The following is a 26,159-nucleotide window of genomic DNA, read 5'->3' on the forward strand; positions in this document are numbered from 1 at the left end:
GCGTTAGCCTGGAGCGTCAGACTCCAGCCACTTCAGGTAAGGGGCGCAAGGATCCCGTGCGCATCGCCAGGTTCTCCATCGACGGGAACGTCGCCTTCGGCGCGGTCGAGGGCGGCAAGCCGGACGAGCTCGTCCTCGACATCATCAAGGGCATCCCGTTCGCGGACTTCGAGCTCAGCGGCACCAAGGTGCCGCTGAGCAAGGTACGGCTGCTGCCGCCGGTCCTGCCCAACAAGGTCGTGGCCTTCGGCCGCAACTACGCGGAGCACGCGCGTGAGCTGGGCAACGAGGTGCCCGACGCGCCGTTCGCCTTCTTCAAGCCGTCCACCTCGGTGATCGGCTCCGGCGACGAGATCCAGTACCCCTCCTTCTCCGAGGAACTCCACCACGAGGCGGAGCTGGCCGTCGTCATCGGCCGCCTGTGCCGCGAAGTCCCGCGCGAGCGCGTCAAGGACGTCATCCTCGGCTACACCTGCGCCAACGACATCACCGCCCGTGACGTCCAGCGGCGTGAGAAGCAGTGGGCCCGGGCCAAGGGCTTCGACACGGCCTGCCCCCTCGGCCCCTGGGTGGAGACCGACCTGGACCCCGCCGACCTGACCATCCAGCTGACCGTCAACGGACAGCAACGCCAGCTCGGCCGCACCAGCGAGATGATCCACCCGATCGAGGATCTGATCGTCAACATCTCCGAGGCCATGACGCTGCTCCCCGGCGACGTGATCCTCACGGGCACCCCCGCGGGGGTCGGCCCCCTCGCTGTCGGCGACGAGGTCTCCGTCAGCATCGAAGGCATCGGCACTCTCACCAACAAGGTTGTCAAGCGTGGCTAGCGCACCCGGCTCCCCCTCCCCCAAGTCCTCGGCTCCGCTCGGACAGGGGGTACCCCCACGCGTCCGTTTCTGCCCCTCGCCCACCGGTAACCCGCACGTGGGCCTGGTCCGCACGGCCCTGTTCAACTGGGCGTTCGCCCGGCACCACCAGGGCACCCTGGTCTTCCGTATCGAGGACACCGACGCGGCCCGCGACTCCGAGGAGTCCTACGAGCAGCTGCTCGACGCGATGCGCTGGCTCGGCTTCGACTGGGACGAGGGCCCGGAGATCGGCGGCCCGCACGCGCCGTACCGCCAGTCGCAGCGCATGGACCTGTACAAGGACGTCGCCGCCAAGCTGCTCGACGCGGGCCACGCCTACCGCTGCTACTGCTCCCAGGAGGAGCTGGACACCCGCCGCGAGGCCGCCCGCGCCGCCGGCCGGCCGTCCGGCTACGACGGCCACTGCCGCGAGCTGACCGCGGCGCAGGTCGAGGAGTACAAGGCCCAGGGCCGTGCGCCGATCGTCCGCTTCCGCATGCCCGACGAGACGATCACCTTCACGGACCTGGTCCGCGGCGAGCTGACGTTCACCCCGGAGAACGTCCCCGACTACGGCATCGTCCGTGCCAACGGCGCCCCCCTCTACACGCTGGTCAACCCGGTCGACGACGCTCTGATGGAGATCACCCACGTCCTGCGCGGCGAGGACCTGCTCTCCTCCACCCCCCGCCAGATCGCCCTGTACAAGGCGCTGACCGAGCTGGGCCTCGCCCAGCGGACCCCGCAGTTCGGCCACCTGCCGTACGTGATGGGCGAGGGCAACAAGAAGCTCTCCAAGCGTGACCCGCAGTCGTCGCTCAACCTCTACCGCGAGCGCGGCTTCCTCCCGGAGGGCCTGCTCAACTACCTCTCCCTCCTGGGCTGGTCGCTCTCGGCCGACCAGGACATCTTCACGATGGACGAGATGGTCGCGGCCTTCGACGTGGCGGACGTGAACCCCAACCCGGCCCGCTTCGACCTCAAGAAGTGCGAGGCGATCAACGGCGACCACATCCGCCTGCTGGACCTGAAGGACTTCACGGAGCGCTGCCGCCCCTGGCTGCAGGCCCCGTTCGCCCCCTGGGCACCGGAGGCCTTCGACGAGGTCAAGTGGCAGGCGGTCGCGCCGCACGCGCAGACCCGTCTGAAGGTCCTGTCCGAGATCACCGACAACGTCGACTTCCTGTTCCTGGCGGAGCCGGTCTTCGACGAGGCCAGCTGGGCCAAGGCCATGAAGGAGGGCTCCGACGCCCTGCTGCGCACCGCCCGCGAGAAGCTCGAGGCGGCCGACTGGAACAGCCCCGAGTCGCTGAAGACGGCCGTCCTGGAGGCGGGCGAGGCCCATGGGCTCAAGCTCGGCAAGGCCCAGGCCCCGGTCCGTGTCGCCGTCACCGGCCGCACGGTCGGCCTGCCCCTCTTCGAGTCCCTGGAGATCCTGGGCAAGGACAAGACCCTGGCCCGCATCGACGCGGCACTGGCGAGAATGGCGGCGTAGCGCGCGACACACGCGGAGGGCGGCATCCGATGGTGGATGCCGCCCTTTCGCCGTATGTGCCCGGAACCCGTGGCCGCCGGGTTACCGTCGGACCATGAGCATTCGGGCCGTGGTCTGGGACGTCGACGACACGCTGTTCGACTACACGACTGCGGATCGCGCGGGCATGCACGCGCATCTGGCGGCCGAGGGCCTGCTGGAGGCGTACGAGAGCGCCGAGCGGGCCCTCGCGCAGTGGCGGGCGGTCACCGACAGCCAGTGGGCGCGGTTCGCGGCCGGTGAGGTCTCCTTCGAGGAGCAGCGGCGGGACCGGGTGCGCGTGTTCCTCGGCCGGGAGCTGACCGACGCCGAGGCGGAGGCCTGGTTCGAGCGGTATCTCGGCCACTACGAGGCCGCCTGGGCGCTCTTCCCGGACGTACTGCCCGTCCTGGACAGCCTCGCCGCCAGCCACCGGCACGCGGTGCTGTCCAACTCCAGCCTGCACGTCCAGGACCGCAAGCTGCGCGTGCTCGGCGTGCACGACCGCTTCGAGGTCATCCTGTGCGCCGCCGAGATCGGCGTCTCCAAGCCGGAGGCCGGCGCCTTCCTCGCGGTGTGCGAGGCACTGGACCTGCCGCCGCACCTCGTCGCGTACGTCGGCGACCACCCGGAGATCGACTGGCGCGGCGCCGCCGACGCGGGACTCGTGTCCGTGTGGATCGATCGCAACGGTGTGTACACCTGGGACGACGCTCCCGCCGGCCCGCACCGGATCGCCTCGCTCGCCGAACTCCCCGCGATCCTCGGCGCTGATACTCGTTTTGGAGCCCCGTCCACCTTCAGGTAATGTTCTTCCTGCGCCGCCGGGGAGCGGGCCGAAAGGCCGGAATCCGGGGGAGCGTACTAGAACAAGATCCCCCTCAGGGGCTTGCGTTCCAGTGGCCTATGGTGTAATTGGCAGCACGACTGATTCTGGTTCAGTTAGTCTTGGTTCGAGTCCAGGTAGGCCAGCTCGCAGAGCTCATCTGCAAAGCCCCCGTTGTGTAGCGGCCTAGCACGCCGCCCTCTCAAGGCGGTAGCGCCGGTTCGAATCCGGTCGGGGGTACAGATCCTTCCCGCGAGGACGGCTCGGGTAGCTCCCACCGACCTTGATGCAGGATCGCTAGGGCCCCCGTTGTGTAGCGGCCTAGCACGCCGCCCTCTCAAGGCGGTAGCGCCGGTTCGAATCCGGTCGGGGGTACTGACTGGTCTAAACCACATTGGTCTATGGTGTAATTGGCAGCACGACTGATTCTGGTTCAGTTAGTCTTGGTTCGAGTCCAGGTAGACCAGCTCGGACCTGCGGAAACGCAGTGTCCACGCCCCCGTTGTGTAGCGGCCTAGCACGCCGCCCTCTCAAGGCGGTAGCGCCGGTTCGAATCCGGTCGGGGGTACGTGATCGATGGGCCTCCACTTCGGTGGGGGCCCATCGTCGTGTGATCAGCGCGTGCCGAACCTGCGGCGGGACTCCTCCGCCTCCGCCAGCCTGCGCAGCGCGAGCAGCACCGGTTCGTACAGCACGGTGAGCGCCACCGCCGCCTCCACCTGCTCGTCCGCCGTCCCGCCGTACCGCTCCACCAGATCCAGATCGTTGACGGCGAGCTGTGCCATGGCATGGGCGTACGGCTCCAAGTCCTGGGCGCCGCAGGGATATCCGAGCCGCTCCAGCGTGGCGATGGCGTTGACCAGCATCCCGTACGCGGGGGGTCTCACCTCGTCGACGGGACCGTAGCCCCAGCCGAGCAGTTCGAGCAGGCGGTCGGCGCGCTGCCGGGCCGTCCCGGTCGCCGGGTCGCCGGCGTCGGCGGGCTTGCCGTGGGGGAGGGCCCAGACGGCGGTTCCCAGGCGCTCGTTGTGATCCAGCAGGTCGTTGTCCAGTGCGGCGAGGACCTCACGGGCGGAGGCCACGGAGACGCCGCCGACCTGGATCAGTGCCCGCACCAGACGCAGCCGGCGCAGGTGCTCCTCGCCGTACTCGGCCTGGGTGGCGGTGACCCGGCGGCCGGGCGGCAGCAGTCCCTCGCGCAGATAGAACTTCACGGTGGCGATGGCGACGCCGCTCTGTCTGCTCAGTTCCGACAGCCTCATGGCCGTGCGACCCCCTTGCTCGTGCCTCTTGCGTCCCGCAATGGAGAGTGTCACTATCCAAACATGGATAGCGGCACTATCCAATCGCTGTCCTCAAGGTCTGTCTCAGGGGGAAGGTGGGTTTCGTCATGGGTGACAAACCGATCGCGGGGCGTATGACCGCGGACGCGCACGGGGACGTCGTGGTGTTCTTGATCGGCATGCGCTTCAACAGCCTGCTGGCGGTGCGCAGTTGGCTGCCGGTGATGCGGGCCATGCCGCGCATGCTGCGGGAGCTGTCGCGGGAGCGGGAGCGGGGGATGCTCGGCGCGCAGACACTGCTGGGGCCACGGGTGCTGTACGTGGTGCAGTACTGGGAGTCGACCGAGAAGCTCTTCGCGTACGCCTCGGACGCCGACAAGGAGCACAGGCCCGCGTGGGCGGCGTTCAACCGGCGGATCCGTGAGGGGAAGGACAAGGTCGGCTTCTGGCACGAGACGTACGTCGTGCCGGCCGGCGGCTACGAGTCGGTGTACGTGAACATGCCCGCCTTCGGGCTCGGGCGGGCCACCGGCGTGGTGCCGGTCGGGCGACGCGGTGAGCGGGCGGCGGAGCGGCTCCGCGCGGTCTGAGCGGCCCGGGGCGGTCTGAGCGGAAGAACAGCGCGGAGGCGCGGATGCACCGTGCGCCCCGGGGGCCGGCCGCGGCGTCGAGGCCGGCCCCCGGGGCGTTTTCGTGCGCTCGGGTGCGCCACGCGGCCCTGTGAGCCTCGTGGCGCCGGGGGTCAGCCGGTGCGGCGCAGTGCCTCGGAGAGGCGGGAAGCGGCGTCGATGACCGCCTGGGCGTGCATCCGGCCGGGGTGGCGGCTCAGGCGCTCGATCGGGCCGGAGACCGAGACGGCGGCCACCACGCGGTTCGACGGGCCGCGCACGGGCGCGGAGACGGACGCGACGCCCGGCTCCCGCTCGCCGATGGACTGGGCCCAGCCCCGGCGCCGTACGCCGGACAGTGCCGTCGCGGTGAAGCGGGCTCCCTGCAGGCCCCGGTGCAGGCGCTCCGGCTCCTCCCAGGCCATGAGGATCTGGGCGGAGGAGCCCGCCTTCATCGTGAGCGTCGAGCCGACCGGGACGGTGTCCCGCAGTCCGGACAGGCGTTCCGCGGCGGCGACGCAGATGCGCATGTCGCCCTGGCGGCGGTAGAGCTGCGCGCTCTCGCCCGTGACGTCACGGAGGTGGGTGAGCACCGGCCCGGCGGTGGCCAGGAGGCGGTCCTCGCCGGCGGCAGCGGCCAGCTCGGCCAGACGCGGGCCGAGAATGAACCGGCCCTGCATGTCCCGCGCCACCATGCGGTGGTGTTCCAAAGCCACGGCCAGGCGGTGGGCCGTGGGTCGTGCCAGTCCGGTGGCCGCGACCAGACCCGCGAGGGTGGCCGGACCGGACTCCAGAGCGCTCAGGACGAGTGCCGCCTTGTCCAGAACGCCGACGCCGCTACTGTTGTCCATGCAACGATACTTGCGTCTCACTCTGTGAAACGCAAGTTCAATTTTCGGTGGAACGCGCCACCCTTGATGTCACGAAGTCACGGCGGCCCGGTGGACGAAAAGGGCCTGGCGGCGGACGCCCGGAAATCCGGTGCGCCGAATGCCGCGCCTCAAGATCTCTAGTTGGGTCGGCACACCTTATGTGCAGGCCGGAGGGAAAGCGATGGGTAGGACACTCGCGGAGAAGGTCTGGGACGACCATGTCGTCCGGCGCGCCGAGGGCGAGCCCGACCTCCTCTACATCGATCTGCACCTGCTGCACGAGGTGACCAGCCCGCAGGCCTTCGACGGCCTTCGCAAGAGCGGCCGTACGGTGCGCCGCCTCGACCTGACCATCGCGACCGAGGACCACAACACCCCCACTCTCGACATCGACAAGCCCATCGCCGACCCGGTCTCCCGCGCCCAGCTGGAGACGCTGCGCAAGAACTGCGCCGACTTCGGCGTGCGCCTGCACCCGCTGGGCGACGTCGAGCAGGGCGTCGTCCACGTCGTGGGCCCGCAGCTGGGCCTGACCCAGCCCGGCACCACCGTCGTCTGCGGCGACTCGCACACCTCCACGCACGGCGCCTTCGGCGCGCTGGCGTTCGGCATCGGCACCTCGCAGGTCGAGCACGTGCTGGCCACCCAGACGCTGCCCATGGCCCGCCCGAAGACCATGGCGATCACGGTCGACGGTGAGCTGCCCGAGGGCGTCACCGCCAAGGACCTGATCCTGGCGATCATCGCCCGGATCGGCACCGGCGGCGGCCAGGGCTACGTCCTGGAGTACCGCGGCTCGGCCATCGAGAAGCTCTCGATGGAGGCCCGGATGACCATCTGCAACATGTCGATCGAGGCCGGGGCCCGGGCAGGCATGATCGCCCCCGACGAGACCACGTTCGCCTATCTCCAGGGCCGTCCGCACGCCCCCGAGGGCGCCGACTGGGACGCCGCTGTCGCGTACTGGAAGACGCTGAGGACCGACGACGACGCCGAGTTCGACGCCGAGGTCGTCATCGATGCCGCCGCGCTGTCGCCGTTCGTCACCTGGGGCACCAACCCGGGCCAGGGCGCGCCGCTTTCGGCGTCCGTCCCCGACCCTGCTTCGTACGAAGACGCTTCGGAGCGCTTCGCCGCCGAAAAGGCCCTGGAGTACATGGGGTTGGAGGCCGGGCAGCCGCTGCGGTCCATCAAGGTGGACACCGTCTTCGTAGGCTCCTGCACCAACGGCCGCATCGAGGACCTGCGCGCCGCGGCGGACCTGCTGCGGGGCCGCAAAGTCGCCGACGGGGTACGGATGCTGGTCGTGCCGGGCTCCGCGCGGGTGGGCCTGCAGGCCGTCTCCGAGGGCCTGGACGTCGTCTTCAAGGAGGCCGGCGCCGAATGGCGGCACGCGGGCTGCTCCATGTGCCTGGGCATGAACCCGGACCAACTGGCTCCCGGTGAGCGCTCCGCGTCCACCTCCAACCGCAACTTCGAGGGCAGGCAGGGCAAGGGCGGCCGTACGCATCTGGTGTCGCCGCAGGTCGCCGCCGCGACGGCGGTCCTGGGGCACCTCGCCTCCCCGGCCGACCTGGCCCACGCCGAGACCCGTACGCCCGCTGGAGTCTGAGGATCATGGAAGCATTCACCACGCACACCGGCCGGGCCGTCCCGCTGCGCCGCAGCAACGTCGACACCGACCAGATCATCCCCGCCCACTGGCTCAAGAAGGTGACCCGGGACGGGTTCGAGGACGGGCTCTTCGAGGCCTGGCGAAAGGACCCCGAGTTCGTGCTCAACCGGCCCGAGCGGCAGGGCGCGACCGTGCTGGTCGCCGGCCCCGACTTCGGCACCGGCTCCTCCCGTGAGCACGCCGTCTGGGCGCTGCAGAACTACGGCTTCAGGGCCGTGATCTCCTCCCGCTTCGCCGACATCTTCCGCGGCAACTCACTGAAGAACGGCCTGCTCACGGTGGTGCTGGAGCAGAAGGTCGTGGACGCGCTGTGGGAGCTCACCGAGCGCGAGCCGCAGGCCGAGGTGACCGTCGACCTGGTCGCGCGCGAGGTGCGGGCGGAGGGCGTCACCGCCTCCTTCGAGCTGGACGAGAACTCCCGCTGGCGGCTGCTGAACGGGCTGGACGACATCTCCCTCACGCTGCAGAACGAGGACGACATCGCCACGTACGAGGCGGGGCGGCCCGCCTACAAGCCGCGCACCCTGAAGGTCTGAACCTTCGGCCCTCGCGGCGGTCGACTTTCGGCCACCCCACACCTGGCTGTACCCCCGATCGGCCCGATCGGGGGTGCGGCCTTTTTTCGCACCCGGATGGCCGCACCCGGCACCGTCCGTTCCTTCAACTTCCCACGTTATGACGGTTGTTGTTGGGGTACGCGAGCCTTGACAAAGCGGCTCCGGCCGCGTGCCGAGGGGCCGTTGGCGGCGCCAGTTGCCCCCCGGGCAGGCGACAACTCGCCCCAGATGGCACAATCTGTGCATGGAACACGACGGCCAACTCGAGCTCTATACGGCGGTCGCGGACCAACTCAAGGAAGCGCACGCAAGGGTGCGCGCACTGCAAGTCCCGGAGGGCGTACGGATGGCGCTGACCCGGAAGCTGCTGGTCATCACGGCCGCGGCCAAGCACGACCTCGCCGATGCGACAAAGCGTCTGGAGCGGTTCATCGCCGACCTCGACGCGGGGCGATTCCCCGAAGAGGAAGGCTGAATCACGTCAGGGGCAGCCGAGTCGGTTGCGGCACAAGGGTGATTAGCCCGTTTCGTGTTTGATTTGCGGTATATATCTGCCTAACGTGCGAAAAAGCTTGAACACTTTCGTTCTGGCGATGTCTCCGAAGGGGAAGACGTGAACAAGGCGCAGCTCGTAGAAGCGATTGCCGACAAGATGGGCGGCCGTCAGCAGGCCGCCGATGCTGTCGACCATGTACTGGACGCCATCGTCCGCGCCGTCGTCGCAGGTGAGCGGGTGTCGGTCACCGGCTTCGGCTCGTTCGAGAAGGTCGACCGTCCGGCTCGCTACGCCCGCAACCCCCAGACGGGCGAGCGGGTTCGGGTCAAGAAGACCTCCGTACCGCGGTTCCGCGCCGGTCAGGGCTTCAAGGACCTGGTGAGCGGCTCGAAGAAGCTCCCGCGCGGTGGTGAGGTGTCGGTCAAGAAGGCGCCCAAGGGCAGCCTGACCGGCGGTGCCGCGGCCACGGTCAAGAAGGCCGCGGCCAAGAAGACCACCAAGGCGGCCGCGAAGAAGGCCATCACGGCCAAGAAGACGACGGCCAAGAAGACCACGGCCGCCGCGAAGAAGACCACGGCGAAGAAGACGACCGCCAAGAAGACCACGGCGACCGCCAAGACCGCCGCCGCGAAGAAGACCACCGCCAAGAAGGCGACGGCCAAGAAGGCCCCGGCGAAGAAGGCGACGGCCAAGAAGGCCCCCGCCAAGAAGACCTCGGCACGCAAGACCACCGCCAAGAAGGCCACCGCCCGCAAGTAGACGAGGGCGCCGGGTACTCACGCGCCGGGCCGGACTCCGTCGAGGAGCCCGGCCCGCGGCGTGTTCAGGGGCAGGTCAGAGGGTCTGCAGCGTCACCAGCGTGATCTTCGGGCGCTCCTTGGGGCCCGTCACCTCGATCCGCACCCGCTGCCCGGGGCGCAGCAACCGCAGACCGCCCGCGTCGAACGCGGCAGCGTCGAAGGGCACCGGAGTACCGTCGTCGAGCAGGACCTGCCCGCTGCGCGTCTCGGCGTCGTACGTGTAGGCGGTGGCGTGCATGACGGCAGCCTACTGCCCGGAAATCAGCAGCCGCGCGGCCGCCGCAGCCGTCCGCGGCCCCACCCCCAGCGCCAGCGCCGTGCGCAGGTCGCCGGCGGTGTCGACGTCCTGGCGTACGGAATCCACGCCCGCGAGAGAGAGTTCCACCGCTCCGCCGCCGCGATGGCGGGCCCGCGAATCCGTGCCGAATGCCGGGAGCAATTCCCGGCCCGGTGCCGCCGCCAGCAAGGTCGTACCGATCGCCGCCGCATCCGGGAGAAATGCGCGGGGGAATTCCGCGGCCGCGTCCAGGACCTGTGCCAATTCCGCCGGCCGCAACGCCGGGAGATCGGCGTTCAGGGCCGCGACCGGGCTTTTCGGACGCCGGGCCCGTACGGCCGCCGCCCCGTGCGCCAGCGCCGCGTTCAGACCGCCGCCCGGCTCGTCCGGGACGATCCGCGCGCCCAGCGCCGCCAGCTCCCGGCCGGCCAGCTCGTCGTCCGTGACGACTGCCACATCCCGCACCGCCGGGCTGGCCAGCGCCGCGGCCACCGTGTCCTGGGCGAAGGCGAGGGCGAGACCCGGGCGCAGGGCGTCGGCGGCGGCGTCCGAGAGCCTGCTCTTGGCCCGCGCCAGGGGCTTCACAGGTACCACCAGGGTCCACAGCACGCGCGTTCGTCCCTCTCTTGTCGCGGTCATTGTCACCCGGCCCACCCGGCGGGTGCGGACTCGGGGCGTACGGTGTTCTCGACAGACCGACGGCCTGGGGCGACACTTGTGCGGCCCCCAGGCCTCAGAAGGAAGGTGTCCGTGTGCCCCGCCGCAGAATCGGCTTCTGGTACCGCTTCGCCGCGGTGATCTGTAAACCGCCGCTGGTGGTTCTGCTCAAGCGGGACTGGCGCGGAATGGAGCACATTCCGGCCGAGGGTGGCTTTATCACCGTGGTGAACCACAATTCGCACGTCGACCCCTTCGCGTACGCGCACTTTCAGTACAACACCGGACGTGTTCCGCGATTCCTGGCGAAGAGCGGGCTTTTCAAGAAGGGATTCGTCGGCGCCATGATGCGTGGCACCGGCCAGATCCCCGTCTACCGGGAGAGCACGGACGCGCTCAGCGCCTTCCGGGCCGCGATCAACGCCGTGGAGCGCGGCGAATGCGTCGCCTTCTACCCCGAGGGCACCATCACCCGCGACCCGGCCGGCTGGCCCATGACCGGCAAGACCGGTGCCGCGCGCGTCGCGCTGAAGACCAAGTGCCCGGTCATCCCGGTCGCCCAGTGGGGCGCCAACGAGCTGCTGCCGCCGTACGCCAAGAAGCCCGACCTCCTCCCGCGCAAGACCCACCACGTGCTGGTCGGCCCCCCGGTGGACCTCTCCCGCTTCTACGGCAAGGACATGACCGCGGACGTCCTCAAGGAGGCCACCGAGGTCATCATGGCCGCGATCACCGGCCAGCTGGAGGAGATTCGCGGCGAGCGGGCACCCGAGTCCCCGTACGACCCGAAGCGCGAACGCGACGAGCAGCGGCGCCGGACGCAGGCCCAGAAGTTCGGCCGGGCGGCCGCCACCGCGGCGGGCGGCGACGAGGGCCGGCAGCCGATCCGCGGGGCTGCCGGCGTAGCCGATCGGGAAGCGGCTGGTCATGCGGGTCGGGAAGCAGCCGGGCAGGCCGGCGGCGAAGAGGGGCAGGGCAAGTGAGCAAGCCGGTCAAGGCGGCGGTCTTCGCCGCCGGTTCGTGGGGCACCGCCTTCGCCATGGTGCTCGCCGACGCGGGGTGCGAGGTCACCCTCTGGGCGCGGCGGGCGGAGGTGGCCGAGGCCATCAACTCCGGCCGGACCAACCCCGACTACCTCCCGGGCTTCGAACTCCCCGCGAACCTGCGTGCCACCACCGACGCCGCCGAGGCGGCCGCCGGAGCCGACTTCACGGTGCTGTCCGTCCCCTCGCAGACGCTGCGCGGCAACCTCGCCGCCTGGGCGCCACTGCTCGCCCCCGACACGGTCCTGGTCTCGCTGATGAAGGGCGTCGAACTGGGCTCCGCCATGCGGATGAGCGAGGTGATCACGGACGTCGCCAAGGTCCCCGCGCAGCGGGTCGCGGTCGTCACGGGGCCGAACCTCGCGCGCGAGATCGCCGCCCGGATGCCGGCCGCCTCCGTGGTGGCCTGCACCGACGAGGCGGTCGCCCAGCGGCTCCAGGCCGCCTGCCACACGCCGTACTTCCGCCCGTACACCAACACCGACGTCGCCGGCTGTGAACTCGGTGGCGCGGTCAAGAACGTCATCGGGCTCGCCGTCGGCATCGCGGACGGGATGGGGCTCGGCGACAACGCCAAGGGCTCGCTCATCACCCGCGGTCTCGCGGAGACGACCCGGCTGGGCCTGGCGATGGGCGCGGACCCGCTGACCTTCTCCGGACTCGCGGGCCTCGGTGACCTCGTGGCCACCTGTTCCTCCCCGCTCTCGCGCAACCACACCTTCGGCACCAACCTCGGCAAGGGCATGACCCTGGAGGAGACCATCGCGGTCACCCGGCAGACCGCCGAGGGCGTCAAGTCCTGCGAGTCGGTGCTGGATCTGGCGCGACGGCACGGCGTCGACATGCCCATCACCGAGACGGTGGTCGGCATCGTGCACGAGGGCAAGCCTCCGGTGGTCGCCCTGAAGGAGCTGATGTCGCGCAGCGCGAAGGCTGAGCGACGCTGAGCGACGCGGCCCCACGGACGCTGTCTCCGGCCCCTACCACCGGGTACTCTCATCGCGATATGAGCACCGAGAACCTCCCCCAGAGCCCCGAGCAGCCGTCTCGCAAGCCGCGTGTGGCCGTCGTGTTCGGTGGGCGCAGCTCCGAACACGGGATCTCCGTGGTCACCGCCGGCGCCGTACTGCGTGCCGTCGACCGGACCAAGTACGAGGTCCTGCCGATCGGCATCACCCAGGACGGCCGGTGGGCGCTCACCGCCGACGAGCCGGAGCGGATGGCGATCGCCGATCGCCGTACGCCCACCGTCGACGACCTCGCCGACTCGGGCGAGGGCGGTGTCGTGCTCTCCGTCGACCCGGGCAGCCGCGAAGTCGTGTACAGCGAGCCGGGTTCCGTGCCGAAGGCGCTCGGCGAGGTCGATGTCGTCTTCCCGGTGCTGCACGGCCCCTACGGCGAGGACGGCACCCTCCAGGGCCTGCTGGAACTCTCCGGCGTTCCGTACGTGGGCGCCGGTGTGCTCGCCTCGGCCGTCGGCCAGGACAAGGAGTACATGAAGCGGGTGTTCACCTCGTTCGGGCTGGCGGTGGGCCCGTACCTGGTCGTCCGGCCGCGCGAGTGGCAGCGGGACCAGTCCGGGGCGCGGCGGCGGATCGCGGAGTTCGCGGGTGAGCACGGCTGGCCGCTGTTCGTGAAGCCCGCGCGCGCGGGCTCGTCGATCGGCATCACCAAGGTCGAGTCCTTCGAGGGCCTCGACGAGGCGATCGCCGAGGCCCAGCGCCACGACCCGAAGATCATTGTGGAGGCCGCGCTGCGCGGTCGCGAGATCGAGTGCGGCGTCCTGGAGTTCGAGGACGGTCCCCGGGCATCCGTCCCCGCGGAGATCCCGCCGCCGGACGCGCACGCGTACTACGACTTCGAGGCGAAGTACATCGACTCGACCCCCGGCATCGTCCCCGCCCCCCTCACGGACGAGCAGACCGCCGAGGTGCAGCGCCTCGCCGTGGAGGCCTTCGAGGCCGCGTCCTGCGAGGGCCTGGTCCGCGCGGACTTCTTCCTCACCGAGGCGGGCGAGTTCGTGATCAACGAGATCAACACGATGCCCGGCTTCACGCCGATCTCGATGTACCCGCAGATGTGGCAGGCGAGCGGCGTGACCTACGCGGAGCTGGTGGACCGCCTGATCCAGGCAGCCCTGAACCGCTCGACGGGCCTCAGGTAGACGCCTCCGATGCCTCCGGGGGCGCGGGCAACCGCGCGAACGACCCCGAACGAACCCGAACGACCGCGGGCGGCCCCGAGCCGGCACACCAGGGCTCGGGGACCCGGCGGCTAGTCGGCGATCCCCTCAGGAATCGCCGATTTCACCGCCGGGGCCAGATCGATCAGCACACCCGCGCTGTCCTGCCCCTCGGGCACGCGCACCTCGACATACGCCGTGCGGTTCGCGCTGGTGAACAGGTAGCCCCCGTCCCGCTTCTGCTGCAACCAGTCGACGCCGTTCACGCCACCGGCCACGGCGTCCGGATCCCGGCCCTCGGCCACCTTCGGGTCCACCATCTTCGACGGCCGGGCCACCCCGCAGCGCAGTATGATCACCGGGCTTCCCCAGCCCGCCGTGAGCACGGACCGGGGCTCGGGGTCGTTCCGGCTCAGACCGTCCACCCTGCGCGGCAGTTCGCTGTCCAGGTTCTGGCACAGCTTCGTCACTGCCGGAGAGGTACTGGGAACCGCGACGTCGGCGCTGTCGTCTGCTGAGGAGCAGCCCACGGCGGTGATCAGCAGCGCGGAAGCGGGCAGACCGATGAGCCGGTGACGGGAAATCTTCACCGGCCAAGGGTAGACGGGGACTACAGATGGACGACCGGGCAGGTCAGGGTGCGGGTGATGCCGTCCACTTGCTGGACCTTGGCGACCACCATGCGGCCCAGGTCGTCGACGGTGTCGGCCTGGGCACGCACGATGACGTCGTACGGTCCTGTCACGTCCTCGGCCTGGATCACCCCAGGGATCTTGCTGATCGTCTCGGCGACGGTCGACGCCTTGCCGACCTCCGTCTGGATCAGGATGTACGCCTGTACCACGGAACCTCCAGGGCGGCCACGAGGATCATGTGGGGAAAAGGAACGCCACGGTATCGCGTTGCCGCTCGCCGCGGGGAGACCTGCGGGGGGTGGGGCTCACGTGCCGGGGTGCAGGCACGGCTGACGGGGACGGCCGGGAGGGCCGGACCGCCGGCCACGGGGGGCCGGGCGGCGGTCACTACGACCGTATCGAGGACACTGATGACCCGCGACCGGGCACACTGAGGGACAGAAGGGGCGTAAGGGAAATGAAGGGGACTGTTGGTGAGCTCGGGGAGTTCGGGCTCATCAGGGAGCTCACCTCCCGCCTCACCACCACCCCGGCGGTGCGGGTCGGGCCGGGGGACGACGCCGCGGTGGTCGCCGCGCCCGACCGCCGGGTCGTGGCCAGCACCGACATCCTGCTGGAGGGACGGCACTTCCGCCGGGACTGGTCCACGGCGTACGACGTCGGGCGCAAGGCGGCGGCCCAGAACCTCGCGGACATCGCCGCCATGGGCGCCGTTCCGACCGCGCTGCTGCTCGGCCTCGTCGTGCCGGCCGAACTCCCGGTCACCTGGCCGACCGAGCTGATGGACGGACTGCGCGACGAGTGCCAGGTCGCGGGCGCGTCCGTGGTCGGCGGCGACGTCGTCCGCGGGGACACCATCACGGTGTCGATCACCGCGCTCGGCGATCTGCGCAACCAGGAGCCCGTCACACGGGCCGGCGCGCAGCCCGGCGACCTCGTCGCCGTGACCGGCTGGCTCGGCTGGTCGGCGGCCGGATACGCGGTGCTCTCCCGCGGCTTCCGCTCACCGCGCGCCTTCGTCGAGGCGCATCGGCGACCGGAGCCGCCGTACCACGCGGGTCCGGCGGCGGCCGGGCTGGGCGCGACGGCGATGTGCGACGTCAGCGACGGGCTGATCGCCGACCTCGGGCACATCGCGGAGGCGAGCAAGGTCCGCATCGACGTCCGGTCCGGCGCGGTCGACATCCCCTCGCAGATGCACGACATCGGGCAGGCGGTGGGTGTCGACCCGCTCCAGTGGGTGCTGTCCGGAGGAGAGGACCACGCGATCGTGGCGACCTTCCCGCCGGACGTGAAGCTGCCCGCCCGCTGGAAGGTGATCGGCGAGGTGCTCAACCCCTCGGCGCTGCCCCAGGTGACCGTCGACGGGGCCCCGTGGACCTCCCAGGGCGGCTGGGACCACTTCGGGGGGATCGAGTCATGAGCGCGCCACCCAGAGTGCTCACCGTCGCCGGCTCCGACTCCGGCGGAGGCGCCGGCGTCCAGGCGGACCTGAAGACGATGCTCGCGCTCGGAGTGCACGGCATGAGCGTGATCACGGCGGTGACCGCGCAGAACAGCCTCGGTGTGCAGGGCGTCTGGGAACTGCCCGTGGAGGCCGTGCGGGCCCAGTACCGCAGTGTCGTCGACGACATCGGCGTACAGGCCGTGAAGACCGGGATGCTGGCCTCGGCGGAACTGGTCGAGGCGGTGGCCGAGTTGATCGCCGGGACGGACGCGCCGGCCGTCGTCGACCCGGTGGGGGTCTCCAAGCACGGTGACTCGCTGCTGGCGGCCTCCGCGCTGGAGTCGGTACGGACGCATCTGCTGCCGGTCGCGACCGTGGTCACGCCGAACCTCGACGAGGTCAGGCATCTGACCGGGGTGCGGGTCGAGTCCGAGGACCAGATGCGCGAGGCGGCGGCGGCCGTGCTGGGGTACGGGCCGCGGTGGGTCGTGATCAAGGGCGGTCATCTGGAGGGCGAGGCAGTCGACCTGCTCACCGACGGCTCCGAGGAGCACTGGCTGCGCGCCCCCCGCCTCGACAACCGGCACACGCACGGCACGGGCTGCACGCTGGCCTCCGCGATCGCCTCCGGGCTGGCGCGGGGGCTCGCCGTGCCGGAGGCGGTACGGGCGGCGAAGGAGTACGTCACCGGGGCCATCGCGGCCGGATTCGCGCTCGGCGGCGGGATCGGGCCGGTGGACCACGGCTGGCGCCTGCGGGGCTGACTCCTGGGCCTGGGTCCACCCGAGAACGGGGCCCAGGCTCACCCGGCCCACCGGGCAAGGGCGGGTACAGCAAGGACGAAGAGGCGGCGCACAGCAAAAAGCCGGCCCACCTGAGGTGGACCGGCTGATGCAGCAAACCAGCAGTGGCCGCGCGCTTAGCTGTGCGTCAGCGCGAGACCTTGCCGGCCTTGATGCACGAGGTGCAAGCGTTCACGCGCTTCGGCGTCCCGCCCACCACGGTACGCACACGCTGGATGTTCGGGTTCCAGCGGCGGGACGTACGGCGGTGCGAGTGCGAGATGTTGTTGCCGAAGCCCGGCCCCTTGCCGCAGACGTCGCAGTTGGCAGCCACGGGTCACTCCAAAGACTTCAGATGCACTTACGGTTGATCCCGGCATGCCGGGATCGAAATCTTGGGCTCTCGCGAGCCGTCCGAGATCTGAGTGGCGCTGCCAGGGGGAATGGCCCGATCAGGATCGGGCAACCGGAGCAGCATACAACGGCTGCGCCCGTACAACGAAATTACCATGGCTGCTCAGGGGCCCGCCCCGCCCTCTTCCGGTGGTCACGGGCCCCGGGGCTACGCTGCGTCCCACGTCCAGCAGTCAGACTCCGCGTCTGCGACATGATCGGCCGGGCAGGTCCTAGGAGGCGCAGGTGCCGCAGACATTCCTCGATGCGCTCGCGGTGCGCACCTGGTGCGGTCTCGCGCTGGAGGCGCTCGGACGCGCGCGTGAGGAGATCGACGCGATCAACGTGTACCCGGTCGCGGACGGGGACACCGGCACCAATCTCTACCTGACCGTCGAGTCGGCGGTGGGCGCGGTCGAGGCGGTCTTCGCCGCCCACGAGGTCGACTCCCCGAACCCCGGGCGGCCCTCGCTGGCCGAGGCCGCGCAGGCGATGGCCCATGGGGCGCTGATCGGCGCGCGGGGCAACTCCGGGACGATCGTCGCACAGCTGCTGCGTGGCATGGCGCAGGTGCTCGCCGCCGGCAGTGACGACGCCCACACCGACGGGGAGCGGCTGCGGCTCGCGCTGCGTCGGGCGGCCGACGCCGCCCGACAGGCGGTGGCGCACCCCGTGGAGGGCACGGTCCTGTCGGTCGCCTCGGCCGCAGCCGACGCGGCCGGGGGAGCGGAGGGCGACTGCGGGACGGTCGCCCGGGCCGCCTACGAAGGGGCGCGAGTGGCACTGGCCGCGACTCCGGGACAGCTGGCCGTCCTGGAGCGCGCGGGGGTGGTGGACGCCGGCGGGCGGGGTCTGGTCGCGGTGCTGGCGGCGCTGGTGGAGACCCTCACGGGGGAGGCGCCGGGTGCGGTCGCGGTGGCGGCCGGCGCGCGGCACACGCGCGTGCGGGCGCCGCACGGCGACCAGGACACCGGGAGCGGGACGGAGTGCGCCGAGCCGGGCGGTCCGGCGTACGAGGTGATCTACCTCCTGGAGGCCGGGGATCTCGCCGTGGCGCGCCTGAAGGAGCGGCTCGACGCCCTCGGGGACTCGCTCGTCGTGGTCGGCGGCGACGGGCTGTGGCACGTCCACGTGCACGTGGACGACGCGGGCGCCGCGGTGGAGGCGGGCGTCGAGGCCGGACGGCCGTACCGGATCAGGATCACGCACTTCGGCGAAGGCGACGTGCACACGGTACGAGGCGAAGGGCGCCCCCGGGAGCGCGTCCAGCGCGCCGTGGTGGCCGTCGTGCCAGGGGAGGGGCTGGCCGGGCTGTACGCCGAGGCGGGCGCCACGACCGTGCTGGCGCGTCCCGGGGAGCCGCCCGCGAGCGGGGAACTCGCCGAGGCGATGCGGCGGGCGCACGCGCGCGAGGTCGTGCTGCTGCCCAACGATCCCGAACTGCGTCACACCGCCGCCGCGGCGGCCGAACAGGTCCGCGGGGAGGGGATCCGCGTCTCCATGATCCCCACCCGCTCCGCGGTCCAGGGCATCGCGGCGCTCGCGGTGCACGAGCCGGAGCGCCGCTTCGACGAGGACGTCGTGTCCATGACCTCGGCGGCGGGGGCGACCCGGTACGGCGAGGTCGCCGTCGCGGAGCGTCAGGCCTGGACCATGGCCGGCATCTGCCAGGCCGGTGACGTCCTCGGTCTCATCGACGGGGACGTGGCCATGATCGGGACGGACGTGACGGGCGTCGCCGGGACCGTGCTGGACCGGATGCTCGCGGCCGGCGGTGAGCTGGTGACCCTGGTGCTCGGGGACGAGGCCCCGCAGTCCGTCGCCGACCACCTCCAGGCCCGGGTGCGGGAGGCCTATCTCGCCGTCGACACGGTGGTGTACCGGGGCGGGCGGCAGGGGGCGCTGCTGCTGATCGGCGTGGAATAGGCCCGCGCCGCCCCTAGCAACCCTCCTGCTCCCCTCCCTCTCCCTCCCGCACGACCCGCAGCATCTGCTCCGCCTCGGCCTGCCGCTCCCCGGCCCCCTCGTCGTCCTCGGCGGCCTCGGCGTACGCCTCCAGCACCGCACGCGCGCGGGCCGCCGCCTCGGCGCAGCGGCCCAGGTCGGCCGCCAGCCAGCCCGCGGCGAGTTCCGCGCCGGTGCGGGCGTGCCGGGCGTCGGCGCCGAGCGAGGCGAACACGGAGATGGCCTCCTCCACCTCCGTCAGGGCTTCTTCGAACGCGGCGCGGATCGAGCCGTCCTCGGCGTCCTCGGCCGACGAGCGGGCGAGCAGGTCGCCGAACTGGCGGTGGGTGTGCCCGAGTTCGGCGGTGAGCCGGTGCCGCGACTCCTCGTCGGCCGCGGTGCTCAGGGCGCCGGCGCACTCCTGGACGGCCGCCGCCATCAGTTCACGTGCGGCCTCCGTGCCGTCGTCGGTGCGCAGCGCGAGCCACGCACGGGCGCGCAAGGAGCGGACGAGGCCGTGGACGTTGCCCAGGGAACGCCACAGCTCGCCCGCGCGCGCGTAGGCCTGGTCCGCCTCGGCCGGCATGCCGGCGTGCCCCAGGGACTCGGCGGCGAGGTGGGCCAGGGTGGCGTGGTCGTGCTGCTCGGGCCAGTGCCGGGCGATCTCGGCCGCCTGCAGCCGGCGTTCGGCGGACGCCCGGTGCTCGCCGAGCTCGCTGAGACAGTCGCCGAGCCACCACTGCGTCTGGACGATCGCGCCGTCGCCGTGTGTCTCGGCGCTCAGTTCGGGCAGCGCGGACTCCAGCACCTCGGCGGCCTCGGCCCAGCGCCCCTGCCGTAGCAGGAACCCGCCGAGCAGATGCCGTGCCCAGACGCCGAAGGTCGGCCCCTCACCCGCCTCGTCGGCCCAGTGGGCCGCGTCCAGTGCATGCTCGGCGGCCTCCTCGGACTCCCCCCGGCCGCCCAGCACCTCGGCCAGCTGGAGGTGCAGCTGGGCCCGTCCGGTGGCTTCCAGATGGGGTCCGCCGTGCTCCAGGGCCGCCCTCAGCGCCCGCTCGGCCTCCGTGGTGTCGCCGAGATGCTGGGCGAGGCCGGCCAGCCGGGCCTCGTACTCCACCGCGAACCACGGCAGTCCCGCGTCCACGTATGCCGACGCGGCCCGCGCGAACAGCCCGGCGGCCTTCTCGACGTCCCCGTGGTGCACGGCCAGCTCGCCGAGCATGGCCCGGCCCTCGGCCGCCCGTGAGGCCAGCCGGACGTCGTCCCCGGTGTGGCCCTCGACGAGCGCCAGCACCTCCCGTACCGCCGCCTCGGCCTCCGCCGGCACGGTGGCCCGCGAGGCGCCGTCCGCGGCGCTGTCGTCGGCCTCGTGGACCCGCCGCATCAGGATCCGTGCCCGGCCCATCAGGACGGACGCGGTCTGCCCCACGCCGGTGCCGTCCTCGGCGTAGAGGGCGAGGATCTCGTCGTAGGGCCCGGCGACCGCCTCGACGGCCTCGTCGAGGTGACCGGCGAGCGCACGGACGTACGCGGCACGCGCGCGTGCCGCCAGGGCCTCGCCCGGGTCGCCCGCCTCGGCGTACAGCTCGGCGGCGCGTTCGAAGAGCTCGGCGCCCCCGGGGCCCAGGCCCATCGCCTCGTGGTCGGCGATCTCCGCCCGGTCGCGGGCGTCCAGTTCGGCGGCCCGGGCGGCCACCGCGACGGCCGCCCAGGCCTCCACGGCGTTCGGCCGCAGGGAGTCCGACAGCTGCCGCGCCTCGGCCAGCAGCGCGGCCAGATCCGGCTGCTCCCCGGTGGCCGCGGACGTGGGCGTCACCGGCGCCGGGGCGGCGGGGCGTGCGGGGCGGCCCAGCCGGTCCGAGCGCACCCCCAGGGCGAGCCGGTCCACCAGCGGACGCTGGTCCATACGCGCGCGTGCCCGCTCGCCGACATGCGCCGTGCCGTTGCGCAGGTCGAACCGCGCCGCGAGGGCGAGGGCCTCCTCGCGCGCGTGGGCGGCCAGTTCGCGTGCCGTCCATGTCCGGCCCGCCGGACCCGGCACCTGGCGCTCGCCCAGGCCCAGCTCGGTCAGCCGGTCCATGAGCAGGGCCACCACGCACATGAAGTCCAGCCGGCTGCGCGGATGCCCGGTGTCCGTGAAGTACGCCGGGCGCTCGGCCAGCAGCTCCAGGCCGCGCGCCTCGTTGCCGCTGAGCGCGCAGAACTCGACGTGGTCCGCGTAGGCGCCGCGCATGCTCTCCATGGCCCGCACGAGCCGGAAGCCCCGCAGGTGGTGGGCGCGCGCCTCGTCGAGGCGGCCCAGCCGCAGCAGGGGCGTCAGGGACGACGCCAGGACCGAGTGCGGCTCGTGGGCGCACGCGAACTCGCCGTCCAGAACGGGCGTCCACAGCCGAAGGGCCTCGGCGTCCCGCCCGCGCTCCACCTGCCACGAGCCCTGCCCGTGCAGCTCGCACGCGTGGCAGTCGGCCATGCCGTCCCGGTCGGCCGCCAGCCACGCCGCGTACGCCCGCTCCGCTCGCTCCAGGTCCCCGATGTGCGCGGCCACGCTGAACTCGGCGCTGCGCACCGCCCGTTCGGAGTGCCCGGCGAGGCGGTAGCGGTGCTCCATCTCACCGAGCCACTTCTCGACGGCGGCCAGCGGGATGTGCGGCTGGTCGAGCATCCCGGCCGACATCCACTTGAAGACCCAGTGCAGCGAATGGGTCTCGTACTCGTCGAACTCCCCGGGGTGCTCGTCCCACATGCGCAGCAGACGCGCGAAGGGGACGAACATCTTGTCCTTCTCGGAGCTGTAGTTGTAGACCTTCAGCTGGTGCCCGAGCGCCTCGATCACGGCGAGCGGGACGTTCAGCTTCTCGGCCTGGGCGAGCAGCTGCTCCGCGCGCGCGTTGCGGGCGGGCCCCTCGGGCTGCTCGGAGTTCTCCGCCATCGCCCGGCGCAGCGCGTCGAAGTCCGTGATCTCAGTCATCGTGACCCTCCCCCGGGGAGTCGGTGTCGCTGTGGGTGGCCCATTCCAGGAGGCCGATGAACGCCCGGTTGAGCAGCGCGGAGTCGGCGGGCCGCAGCGGACGCTGCGCCATCAGCAGGGCCTGGCCGTACAGCGACTCCGTGGCGGTGCCGACGAGTTCCGGATCGGGCACGGAACTGATCCGCCGGATGAGCGGGTTGAGGTGGTTGAGGACCAGACGCGCGCGGGGGGCACTGCCGCGCAGCGAACCCAGGATGCCCGCCCACAGGTCGTCGGCCTCCTCCTCGGCGGCCGCGCGGGCCTGCTCGTGCCGGGCCGCCCGGTCGTCCAGGTGCAGCGCGGGCACGGACAGCGGGTGGAAGGCCCGCAGGGCCACGTCACAGCCCAGCGGGTCCAGCCTGGCCCGCGCCGCCGCCAGGAAGCCCGACAGGGCCAGTTCCTCGGCCGGATCGACGGCATCCAGGTGGGCGGTCACGGTGTCCGCGTCCAGCTCGGCGACGACCGTGCCCGGCCGCACCGACGGCAGCGCCTGGACGAGTTCGCTGTCGTAGGTGTAGCCGCCGTTGACGACGCCGACGCCCTGCGCGGAGGCGATCGGGGCGACCTGCCGGTACTCCTCGACCGTGCGCGTGAAGTGCACCACCGGGTGGCGCAGCGCGAACTCCTCCAGGGACAACTGGCCGTCCGTCGTCTCGAACGGCAGCCACGGCAGCATCGTGCGGAGCATCTCCGTGTCGTGCCGTGCCAGGGACTTCACCCCCAGGTGGTGCACCGACAGGAACGCCGCGAGCCGCTCCGGATCACCGGCGGCGAGGCCGGTCAGCCAGGACCGAATCCTTTCGCCCAGGGCGTCCCGTACGGCGGCCAGTGTCTCGTCCTCGTACAGCGACTCGCGCGACGCCGTGGGCCGCAGACTGTCGGTGTCGAGCACGCAGCGCACGAAGAACGCCCAGTCGGGCAGCAGCTGTTCGGCCCGTTCGGTGAGCAGCATGCCCTTCAGGTGCACCCGGTGCCGCGCGCGCTGCGCCGGGCTGACCGCGGCGGGCAGCACGTACGCCACCCCGCGGATCCCCGCCAGCGGCACGTTCAGCTCGATCGAGTCCAGCGGGGTGAAGCCGAACAGGTCGTGGCAGTGCCGGGCCAGGGCCACCCGCCGGGTGGCGGGGGAGGGGTAGGGCCGGTCCCACGGCGCGGGCAGGTCGGTGACCTCCTCGTCGCCCACCCGCACGTCGTACGGCAGCAGCGAGCCGAAGTCCCGCGCCAGCGCGAGCACCCGCTCCCCGGTGAGCCACTCGCCGGCGCCCGCCCGCGCCTCCAGGTGCACGGTGGTACCCGGCTCGGGCCGGGCGCTGTCCGGCAGCGTCCGCACGGTGTACGAGCCGTCGTCCGTCGCCGTCCACTCCACGGGCCGGGCATCCGGCGTACGGGCGCTGCGGCTGACGACCCGGATCCGCTCGGCCACCACGAAACAGGCGAGCAGCCCGATGCCGAACTGCCCGAGGAACTCGGCGCGGACCTCCTGGATGCCGTCGGCCCGCTTGGAGCTGCGCCCGATGGTCGCCAGCAGGCTGTGCACGTCGGACTCGGTGAGCCCCACGCCGGTGTCCTCCACCCGCAGGGTGCCCGCGTCGGCGTACAGCCGCACCCGCGCCGGTGCCTGGGGCTCTTCGGCCCGGCGGGCGGTGATGGCGTCGACCGCGTTCTGGAGCAGTTCGCGCAGGTAGACCTTGGGGCTGGAGTAGAGGTGATGGGAGAGCAGGTCCACCAGGCCACGCAGATCGACCTGGAACGTATGAGGTGAAGGGGAGGCCTGAGATGCCTGTGAGGTCTGGGAGTCCATCGTCACGGCGCCGGTGGGGGGAGTGCCTCGGCGCGGGGTCGGGCGGTCCCGGTGAGGCGGTGACCGCGAAAAGGATGGCCGGAGCGCGTCATCCTAGAGCCGGATCGAGCCGCCTGACCAGGGGTTTCCCAAGAGATATACGGATCTGCCGCCAGGGCGTCCGCGCCGATGTCAGTGCCGTGGTGTGCAATGGATCTCGTGCCCGCACTGGACGAACCACTGAAGAAGGTGCTCGGCCCCGCCACCGCGAAGGTGATGGCCGAGCATCTCGGCCTGCACACCGTCGGCGACCTCCTGCACCACTATCCGCGCAGATACGAGGAGCGCGGCCAGCTCACGCACCTGGCCGACCTCCCCATGGACGAGCACGTCACGGTGGTCGCCCAGGTCGCCGACGCCCGCCTGCACAGCTTCGCCTCCGCCAAGGCGCCCCGCGGCAAGGGCCAGCGCCTGGAAGTGACGATCACCGACGGCAGCGGCCGGCTCCAACTGGTCTTCTTCGGCGCCGGGGTGCACAAGCCCCACAAGGAACTGCTGCCAGGCACCCGCGCGATGTTCGCCGGGAAGGTCTCCGTCTTCAACCGCAGGCTGCAACTGGCACACCCGGCCTACGAGTTGCTGAAAGGGGACGCCGAGGAGGCGATCGACACCTGGGCGGGTGCCCTCATCCCGATCTACCCGGCGACCGCCAAGCTGGAGTCCTGGAAGATCGGCAAGGCCGTCCAGACCGTCCTGCCCAGCGCCCAGGAGGCCGTCGACCCCCTCCCGGACGCCCTCCGCGAGGGCCGTGGCCTGGCCTCCCTCCCCGAGGCCCTGCTGAAGATCCACCGCCCGCACACCAAGGCGGACATCGGCGCCGCCCGTGACCGCCTGAAGTGGGACGAGGCCTTCGTCCTCCAGGTCGCCCTGGCCCGTCGCCGGCACGCCGACGCCCAGCTCCCGGCGGTGCCCCGCAGGCCCGCCCCCGACGGCCTCCTCGCCGCCTTCGACGACCGGTTGCCGTTCACCCTCACCGAGGGCCAGCAGAAGGTCTCCCGGGAGATCTTCGACGACCTGGCCACCGACCACCCGATGCACCGGCTGCTGCAGGGCGAAGTCGGATCGGGGAAGACGATGGTGGCCCTGCGCGCCATGCTCGCCGTCGTCGACGCGGGCGGGCAGGCCGCCATGCTCGCGCCCACCGAGGTGCTCGCCCAGCAGCACCACCGCTCGGTCGTCGAGATGATGGGTGAGCTGGCCGAGGGAGGGATGCTCGGCGGCGCCGAGCACGCCACCAAGGTGGTGCTGCTGACCGGCTCGATGGGTACCGCCGCCCGCCGCCAGGCACTGCTCGACCTGGCCACCGGGGAAGCCGGGATCGTGATCGGCACGCATGCGCTGATCGAAGACCGGGTGCAGTTCCTCGACCTCGGCCTGGTCGTCGTCGACGAGCAGCACCGCTTCGGCGTCGAGCAGCGCGACGCCCTGCGCGGCAAGGGCAAGCAGCCGCCGCACCTGCTGGTCATGACCGCCACGCCCATCCCGCGCACGGTCGCCATGACGGTCTTCGGCGACCTGGAGACCTCGGTCCTGGACCAGTTGCCGGCCGGCCGCTCCCCGATCGCCAGCCATGTCGTCCCCGCCGCCGACAAACCGCACTTCCTGGCCCGGACCTGGGAGCGGGTGCGCGAGGAGGTCTCCCAGGGCCACCAGGCCTACGTCGTCTGCCCGCGCATCGGCGACGAGGAGGACGACCCCAGGGCCGCGAAGAAGAAGTCGGCCGAGGACGAGGCCGAGAAGCGCCCCCCGCTCGCCGTCCTCGACATGGCCGACCAGCTCGCGGGCGGCCCGCTGAAGGGTCTGCGGGTCGAGGTGCTGCACGGCAGGATGCAGCCCGACGACAAGGACGCCGTGATGCGCCGCTTCGCCGCCGGCGAGACGGACGTCCTCGTCGCCACCACCGTCATCGAGGTCGGGGTGAACGTGCCGAACGCCACCGTGATGGTGATCATGGACGCCGACCGCTTCGGCGTCTCCCAGCTCCATCAGCTGCGCGGCCGCGTCGGCCGTGGCTCGGCCCCCGGCCTGTGCCTGCTGGTCAGCGAGATGCCCGAGGCGAGCGCCGCCCGGCAGCGGCTGAACGCGGTGGCGGCCACGCTCGACGGCTTCGAGCTCTCCCGCATCGACCTCGAACAGCGGCGCGAGGGCGACGTCCTCGGCCAGGCCCAGTCCGGCGCCCGCACCAGCCTGCGGGTGCTCGCCGTCATCGAGGACGAGGAGATCATCGCCGAGGCGCGCGAGGAGGCCGCCGCCCTGGTCGCCGCGGACCCCGACATCACCGGCCTGCCGGGCCTGCGCACGGCCCTGGACGCCCTCCTGGACGAGGAGAGGGAGCAGTACCTGGAGAAGGGGTGACCGCGGTGTCGTCGCCGGCCCGGGCGGCGACCCCAGGGGCGGGAGGGACCGCGCGGGCGGCGCCGACGGGACCGCGGACGCCCATGAGGGAACGCACTGCCTTCCCGCCTGCC

General features: G+C 71.8%; 24 protein-coding genes and 5 tRNA genes. 20 read left to right on the forward strand and 9 right to left on the reverse strand.

What is annotated here, in order from left to right; genetic code table 11:
- Positions 1-56 precede the first annotated feature (56 nt).
- From ACIHCM_RS21290 to ACIHCM_RS21325, 8 genes are all read left to right on the forward strand, one after another.
- Complete coding sequence (locus ACIHCM_RS21290; RefSeq protein WP_399898077.1) at positions 57-833, forward strand: fumarylacetoacetate hydrolase family protein; 777 nt, start codon at positions 57-59, stop codon at positions 831-833.
- On the forward strand, positions 826-2,349 hold the full coding sequence (gene gltX / locus ACIHCM_RS21295; protein ID WP_399898079.1) for a glutamate--tRNA ligase: 1,524 nt from the start codon (positions 826-828) through the stop codon (positions 2,347-2,349). The genes ACIHCM_RS21290 and gltX overlap by 8 nt, the downstream gene beginning before the upstream one ends.
- A 94-nt stretch (positions 2,350-2,443) precedes the next feature.
- Positions 2,444-3,175, forward strand: coding sequence for an HAD family hydrolase (locus ACIHCM_RS21300; RefSeq protein WP_399898081.1), 732 nt, complete (start codon positions 2,444-2,446; stop codon positions 3,173-3,175).
- A 92-nt stretch (positions 3,176-3,267) separates the two neighbouring features.
- Positions 3,268-3,339 (forward strand) — tRNA-Gln (locus tag ACIHCM_RS21305).
- A gap of 21 nt (positions 3,340-3,360) precedes the next feature.
- Positions 3,361-3,433, forward strand: a tRNA-Glu gene (locus ACIHCM_RS21310).
- Between the two features lie 62 nt (positions 3,434-3,495).
- Positions 3,496-3,568: transfer RNA gene (locus ACIHCM_RS21315), tRNA-Glu, on the forward strand.
- A 20-nt stretch (positions 3,569-3,588) separates the two neighbouring features.
- A tRNA-Gln gene (locus ACIHCM_RS21320) sits at positions 3,589-3,660 on the forward strand.
- Between the two features lie 28 nt (positions 3,661-3,688).
- Positions 3,689-3,761, forward strand: a tRNA-Glu gene (locus ACIHCM_RS21325).
- Positions 3,762-3,807: 46 nt separating this feature from the next.
- On the opposite strand, the gene ACIHCM_RS21330 is transcribed toward ACIHCM_RS21325, so the two are convergent.
- A complete protein-coding gene (locus ACIHCM_RS21330; RefSeq protein ID WP_399898083.1) occupies positions 3,808-4,455 on the reverse strand; it encodes a MerR family transcriptional regulator in 648 nt (215 codons plus the stop codon).
- Between the two features lie 128 nt (positions 4,456-4,583).
- Between ACIHCM_RS21330 and ACIHCM_RS21335 the strand changes: the two genes are divergently transcribed.
- Positions 4,584-5,066, forward strand: a complete 483-nt coding sequence (locus ACIHCM_RS21335) for a DUF4188 domain-containing protein (RefSeq protein ID WP_399898085.1) — start codon at positions 4,584-4,586, stop codon at positions 5,064-5,066.
- 152 nt (positions 5,067-5,218) lie between these two features.
- Here the strand turns inward: ACIHCM_RS21335 and ndgR are convergent, their stop codons facing one another.
- Entirely contained in the window at positions 5,219-5,935 is a 717-nt protein-coding gene (gene ndgR / locus ACIHCM_RS21340) for an IclR family transcriptional regulator NdgR (RefSeq protein WP_399898087.1), read from the reverse strand.
- 202 nt (positions 5,936-6,137) lie between these two features.
- Here ndgR and leuC point away from each other — a divergent pair, with 202 nt between their 5' ends.
- The 4 genes from leuC (at position 6,138) to ACIHCM_RS21360 (ending at position 9,443) form a co-directional block, all read left to right on the forward strand.
- The gene (leuC, locus tag ACIHCM_RS21345) at positions 6,138-7,568 is read left to right on the forward strand and encodes a 3-isopropylmalate dehydratase large subunit (RefSeq protein WP_399898089.1); all 1,431 of its coding nucleotides are present in this window, start codon (positions 6,138-6,140) and stop codon (positions 7,566-7,568) included.
- Between the two features lie 5 nt (positions 7,569-7,573).
- Entirely contained in the window at positions 7,574-8,167 is a 594-nt protein-coding gene (leuD, locus tag ACIHCM_RS21350; protein ID WP_399898091.1) for a 3-isopropylmalate dehydratase small subunit, read from the forward strand.
- 265 nt (positions 8,168-8,432) lie between these two features.
- On the forward strand, positions 8,433-8,663 hold the full coding sequence (locus ACIHCM_RS21355) for a hypothetical protein (RefSeq protein WP_399898093.1): 231 nt from the start codon (positions 8,433-8,435) through the stop codon (positions 8,661-8,663).
- A gap of 138 nt (positions 8,664-8,801) precedes the next feature.
- Positions 8,802-9,443 (forward strand): HU family DNA-binding protein, encoded by a 642-nt coding sequence (locus ACIHCM_RS21360; RefSeq protein WP_399898095.1) that lies wholly within the window; start codon positions 8,802-8,804, stop codon positions 9,441-9,443.
- A gap of 75 nt (positions 9,444-9,518) precedes the next feature.
- On the opposite strand, the gene ACIHCM_RS21365 is transcribed toward ACIHCM_RS21360, so the two are convergent.
- Together ACIHCM_RS21365 and cofC are read right to left on the reverse strand one after the other, a co-directional pair.
- Positions 9,519-9,722 (reverse strand): hypothetical protein, encoded by a 204-nt coding sequence (locus ACIHCM_RS21365; protein ID WP_399898097.1) that lies wholly within the window; start codon positions 9,720-9,722, stop codon positions 9,519-9,521.
- A 9-nt stretch (positions 9,723-9,731) separates the two neighbouring features.
- Entirely contained in the window at positions 9,732-10,370 is a 639-nt protein-coding gene (cofC, locus tag ACIHCM_RS21370) for a 2-phospho-L-lactate guanylyltransferase (protein WP_399898099.1), read from the reverse strand.
- 143 nt (positions 10,371-10,513) lie between these two features.
- Between cofC and ACIHCM_RS21375 the strand changes: the two genes are divergently transcribed.
- From ACIHCM_RS21375 to ACIHCM_RS21385, 3 genes are read left to right on the forward strand one after another with little or no spacing between them, the layout of a single operon-like run.
- Entirely contained in the window at positions 10,514-11,401 is an 888-nt protein-coding gene (locus ACIHCM_RS21375) for a lysophospholipid acyltransferase family protein (protein WP_399898101.1), read from the forward strand.
- Complete coding sequence (locus ACIHCM_RS21380) at positions 11,398-12,408, forward strand: NAD(P)H-dependent glycerol-3-phosphate dehydrogenase (RefSeq protein ID WP_399898102.1); 1,011 nt, start codon at positions 11,398-11,400, stop codon at positions 12,406-12,408. The genes ACIHCM_RS21375 and ACIHCM_RS21380 overlap by 4 nt, the downstream gene beginning before the upstream one ends.
- A 59-nt stretch (positions 12,409-12,467) precedes the next feature.
- Positions 12,468-13,625, forward strand: a complete 1,158-nt coding sequence (locus tag ACIHCM_RS21385) for a D-alanine--D-alanine ligase family protein (RefSeq protein WP_399898104.1) — start codon at positions 12,468-12,470, stop codon at positions 13,623-13,625.
- A gap of 110 nt (positions 13,626-13,735) precedes the next feature.
- Here the strand turns inward: ACIHCM_RS21385 and ACIHCM_RS21390 are convergent, their stop codons facing one another.
- Both ACIHCM_RS21390 and ACIHCM_RS21395 read right to left on the reverse strand, forming a co-directional pair.
- The gene (locus ACIHCM_RS21390) at positions 13,736-14,233 is read right to left on the reverse strand and encodes a DUF3515 family protein (protein ID WP_399898106.1); all 498 of its coding nucleotides are present in this window, start codon (positions 14,231-14,233) and stop codon (positions 13,736-13,738) included.
- 20 nt (positions 14,234-14,253) lie between these two features.
- Positions 14,254-14,487: an Lrp/AsnC family transcriptional regulator gene (locus tag ACIHCM_RS21395; RefSeq protein ID WP_003997603.1), complete on the reverse strand. Its 234-nt coding sequence runs from the start codon at positions 14,485-14,487 to the stop codon at positions 14,254-14,256.
- A gap of 248 nt (positions 14,488-14,735) precedes the next feature.
- Here ACIHCM_RS21395 and ACIHCM_RS21400 point away from each other — a divergent pair, with 248 nt between their 5' ends.
- A complete protein-coding gene (locus tag ACIHCM_RS21400; RefSeq protein WP_399898108.1) occupies positions 14,736-15,701 on the forward strand; it encodes a thiamine-phosphate kinase in 966 nt (321 codons plus the stop codon).
- Positions 15,698-16,489, forward strand: a complete 792-nt coding sequence (gene thiD / locus ACIHCM_RS21405; protein WP_399898110.1) for a bifunctional hydroxymethylpyrimidine kinase/phosphomethylpyrimidine kinase — start codon at positions 15,698-15,700, stop codon at positions 16,487-16,489. Before ACIHCM_RS21400 ends, thiD begins: the two co-directional genes overlap by 4 nt.
- Before the next feature lie 166 nt (positions 16,490-16,655).
- Here the strand turns inward: thiD and rpmB are convergent, their stop codons facing one another.
- A complete protein-coding gene (rpmB, locus tag ACIHCM_RS21410; RefSeq protein ID WP_003993230.1) occupies positions 16,656-16,841 on the reverse strand; it encodes a 50S ribosomal protein L28 in 186 nt (61 codons plus the stop codon).
- A gap of 305 nt (positions 16,842-17,146) precedes the next feature.
- On the opposite strand from rpmB, the gene ACIHCM_RS21415 reads away from it, so the two are divergent.
- Positions 17,147-18,826 carry a DAK2 domain-containing protein gene (locus ACIHCM_RS21415; RefSeq protein ID WP_399898112.1) on the forward strand — a complete coding sequence of 560 codons (1,680 nt, stop codon included), beginning with the start codon at positions 17,147-17,149 and terminating at the stop codon, positions 18,824-18,826.
- A gap of 13 nt (positions 18,827-18,839) precedes the next feature.
- On the opposite strand, the gene ACIHCM_RS21420 is transcribed toward ACIHCM_RS21415, so the two are convergent.
- Both ACIHCM_RS21420 and ACIHCM_RS21425 read right to left on the reverse strand, forming a co-directional pair.
- A complete protein-coding gene (locus tag ACIHCM_RS21420; protein ID WP_399898114.1) occupies positions 18,840-21,812 on the reverse strand; it encodes a tetratricopeptide repeat protein in 2,973 nt (990 codons plus the stop codon).
- Positions 21,805-23,652: an HSP90 family protein gene (locus tag ACIHCM_RS21425; RefSeq protein ID WP_399898115.1), complete on the reverse strand. Its 1,848-nt coding sequence runs from the start codon at positions 23,650-23,652 to the stop codon at positions 21,805-21,807. The genes ACIHCM_RS21420 and ACIHCM_RS21425 overlap by 8 nt, the downstream gene beginning before the upstream one ends.
- A gap of 189 nt (positions 23,653-23,841) precedes the next feature.
- Between ACIHCM_RS21425 and recG the strand changes: the two genes are divergently transcribed.
- The gene (recG, locus tag ACIHCM_RS21430) at positions 23,842-26,046 is read left to right on the forward strand and encodes an ATP-dependent DNA helicase RecG (protein ID WP_399898118.1); all 2,205 of its coding nucleotides are present in this window, start codon (positions 23,842-23,844) and stop codon (positions 26,044-26,046) included.
- The last annotated feature ends 113 nt before the right edge of the window (positions 26,047-26,159 follow it).

Origin of the sequence: Streptomyces sp. NPDC052023 (assembly GCF_044548465.1) — a bacterium.
Taxonomy (GTDB): Bacteria; Actinomycetota; Actinomycetes; order Streptomycetales; family Streptomycetaceae; genus Streptomyces.

Coding starts and splice junctions, on each gene's coding strand:
- ACIHCM_RS21300 (WP_399898081.1), top strand. CDS start 2,444: ATGAGCATTCGGGCCGTGGTCTGGGACGTCGACGACACGCTGTTCGAC.
- ACIHCM_RS21330 (WP_399898083.1), bottom strand. CDS start 4,455: ATGAGGCTGTCGGAACTGAGCAGACAGAGCGGCGTCGCCATCGCCACC.
- ACIHCM_RS21335 (WP_399898085.1), top strand. CDS start 4,584: ATGGGTGACAAACCGATCGCGGGGCGTATGACCGCGGACGCGCACGGG.
- ndgR (WP_399898087.1), bottom strand. CDS start 5,935: ATGGACAACAGTAGCGGCGTCGGCGTTCTGGACAAGGCGGCACTCGTC.
- leuC (WP_399898089.1), top strand. CDS start 6,138: ATGGGTAGGACACTCGCGGAGAAGGTCTGGGACGACCATGTCGTCCGG.
- leuD (WP_399898091.1), top strand. CDS start 7,574: ATGGAAGCATTCACCACGCACACCGGCCGGGCCGTCCCGCTGCGCCGC.
- ACIHCM_RS21355 (WP_399898093.1), top strand. CDS start 8,433: ATGGAACACGACGGCCAACTCGAGCTCTATACGGCGGTCGCGGACCAA.
- ACIHCM_RS21365 (WP_399898097.1), bottom strand. CDS start 9,722: ATGCACGCCACCGCCTACACGTACGACGCCGAGACGCGCAGCGGGCAG.
- ACIHCM_RS21385 (WP_399898104.1), top strand. CDS start 12,468: ATGAGCACCGAGAACCTCCCCCAGAGCCCCGAGCAGCCGTCTCGCAAG.
- ACIHCM_RS21400 (WP_399898108.1), top strand. CDS start 14,736: ATGAAGGGGACTGTTGGTGAGCTCGGGGAGTTCGGGCTCATCAGGGAG.
- thiD (WP_399898110.1), top strand. CDS start 15,698: ATGAGCGCGCCACCCAGAGTGCTCACCGTCGCCGGCTCCGACTCCGGC.
- ACIHCM_RS21420 (WP_399898114.1), bottom strand. CDS start 21,812: ATGACTGAGATCACGGACTTCGACGCGCTGCGCCGGGCGATGGCGGAG.
- ACIHCM_RS21425 (WP_399898115.1), bottom strand. CDS start 23,652: ATGGACTCCCAGACCTCACAGGCATCTCAGGCCTCCCCTTCACCTCAT.
- recG (WP_399898118.1), top strand. CDS start 23,842: ATGGATCTCGTGCCCGCACTGGACGAACCACTGAAGAAGGTGCTCGGC.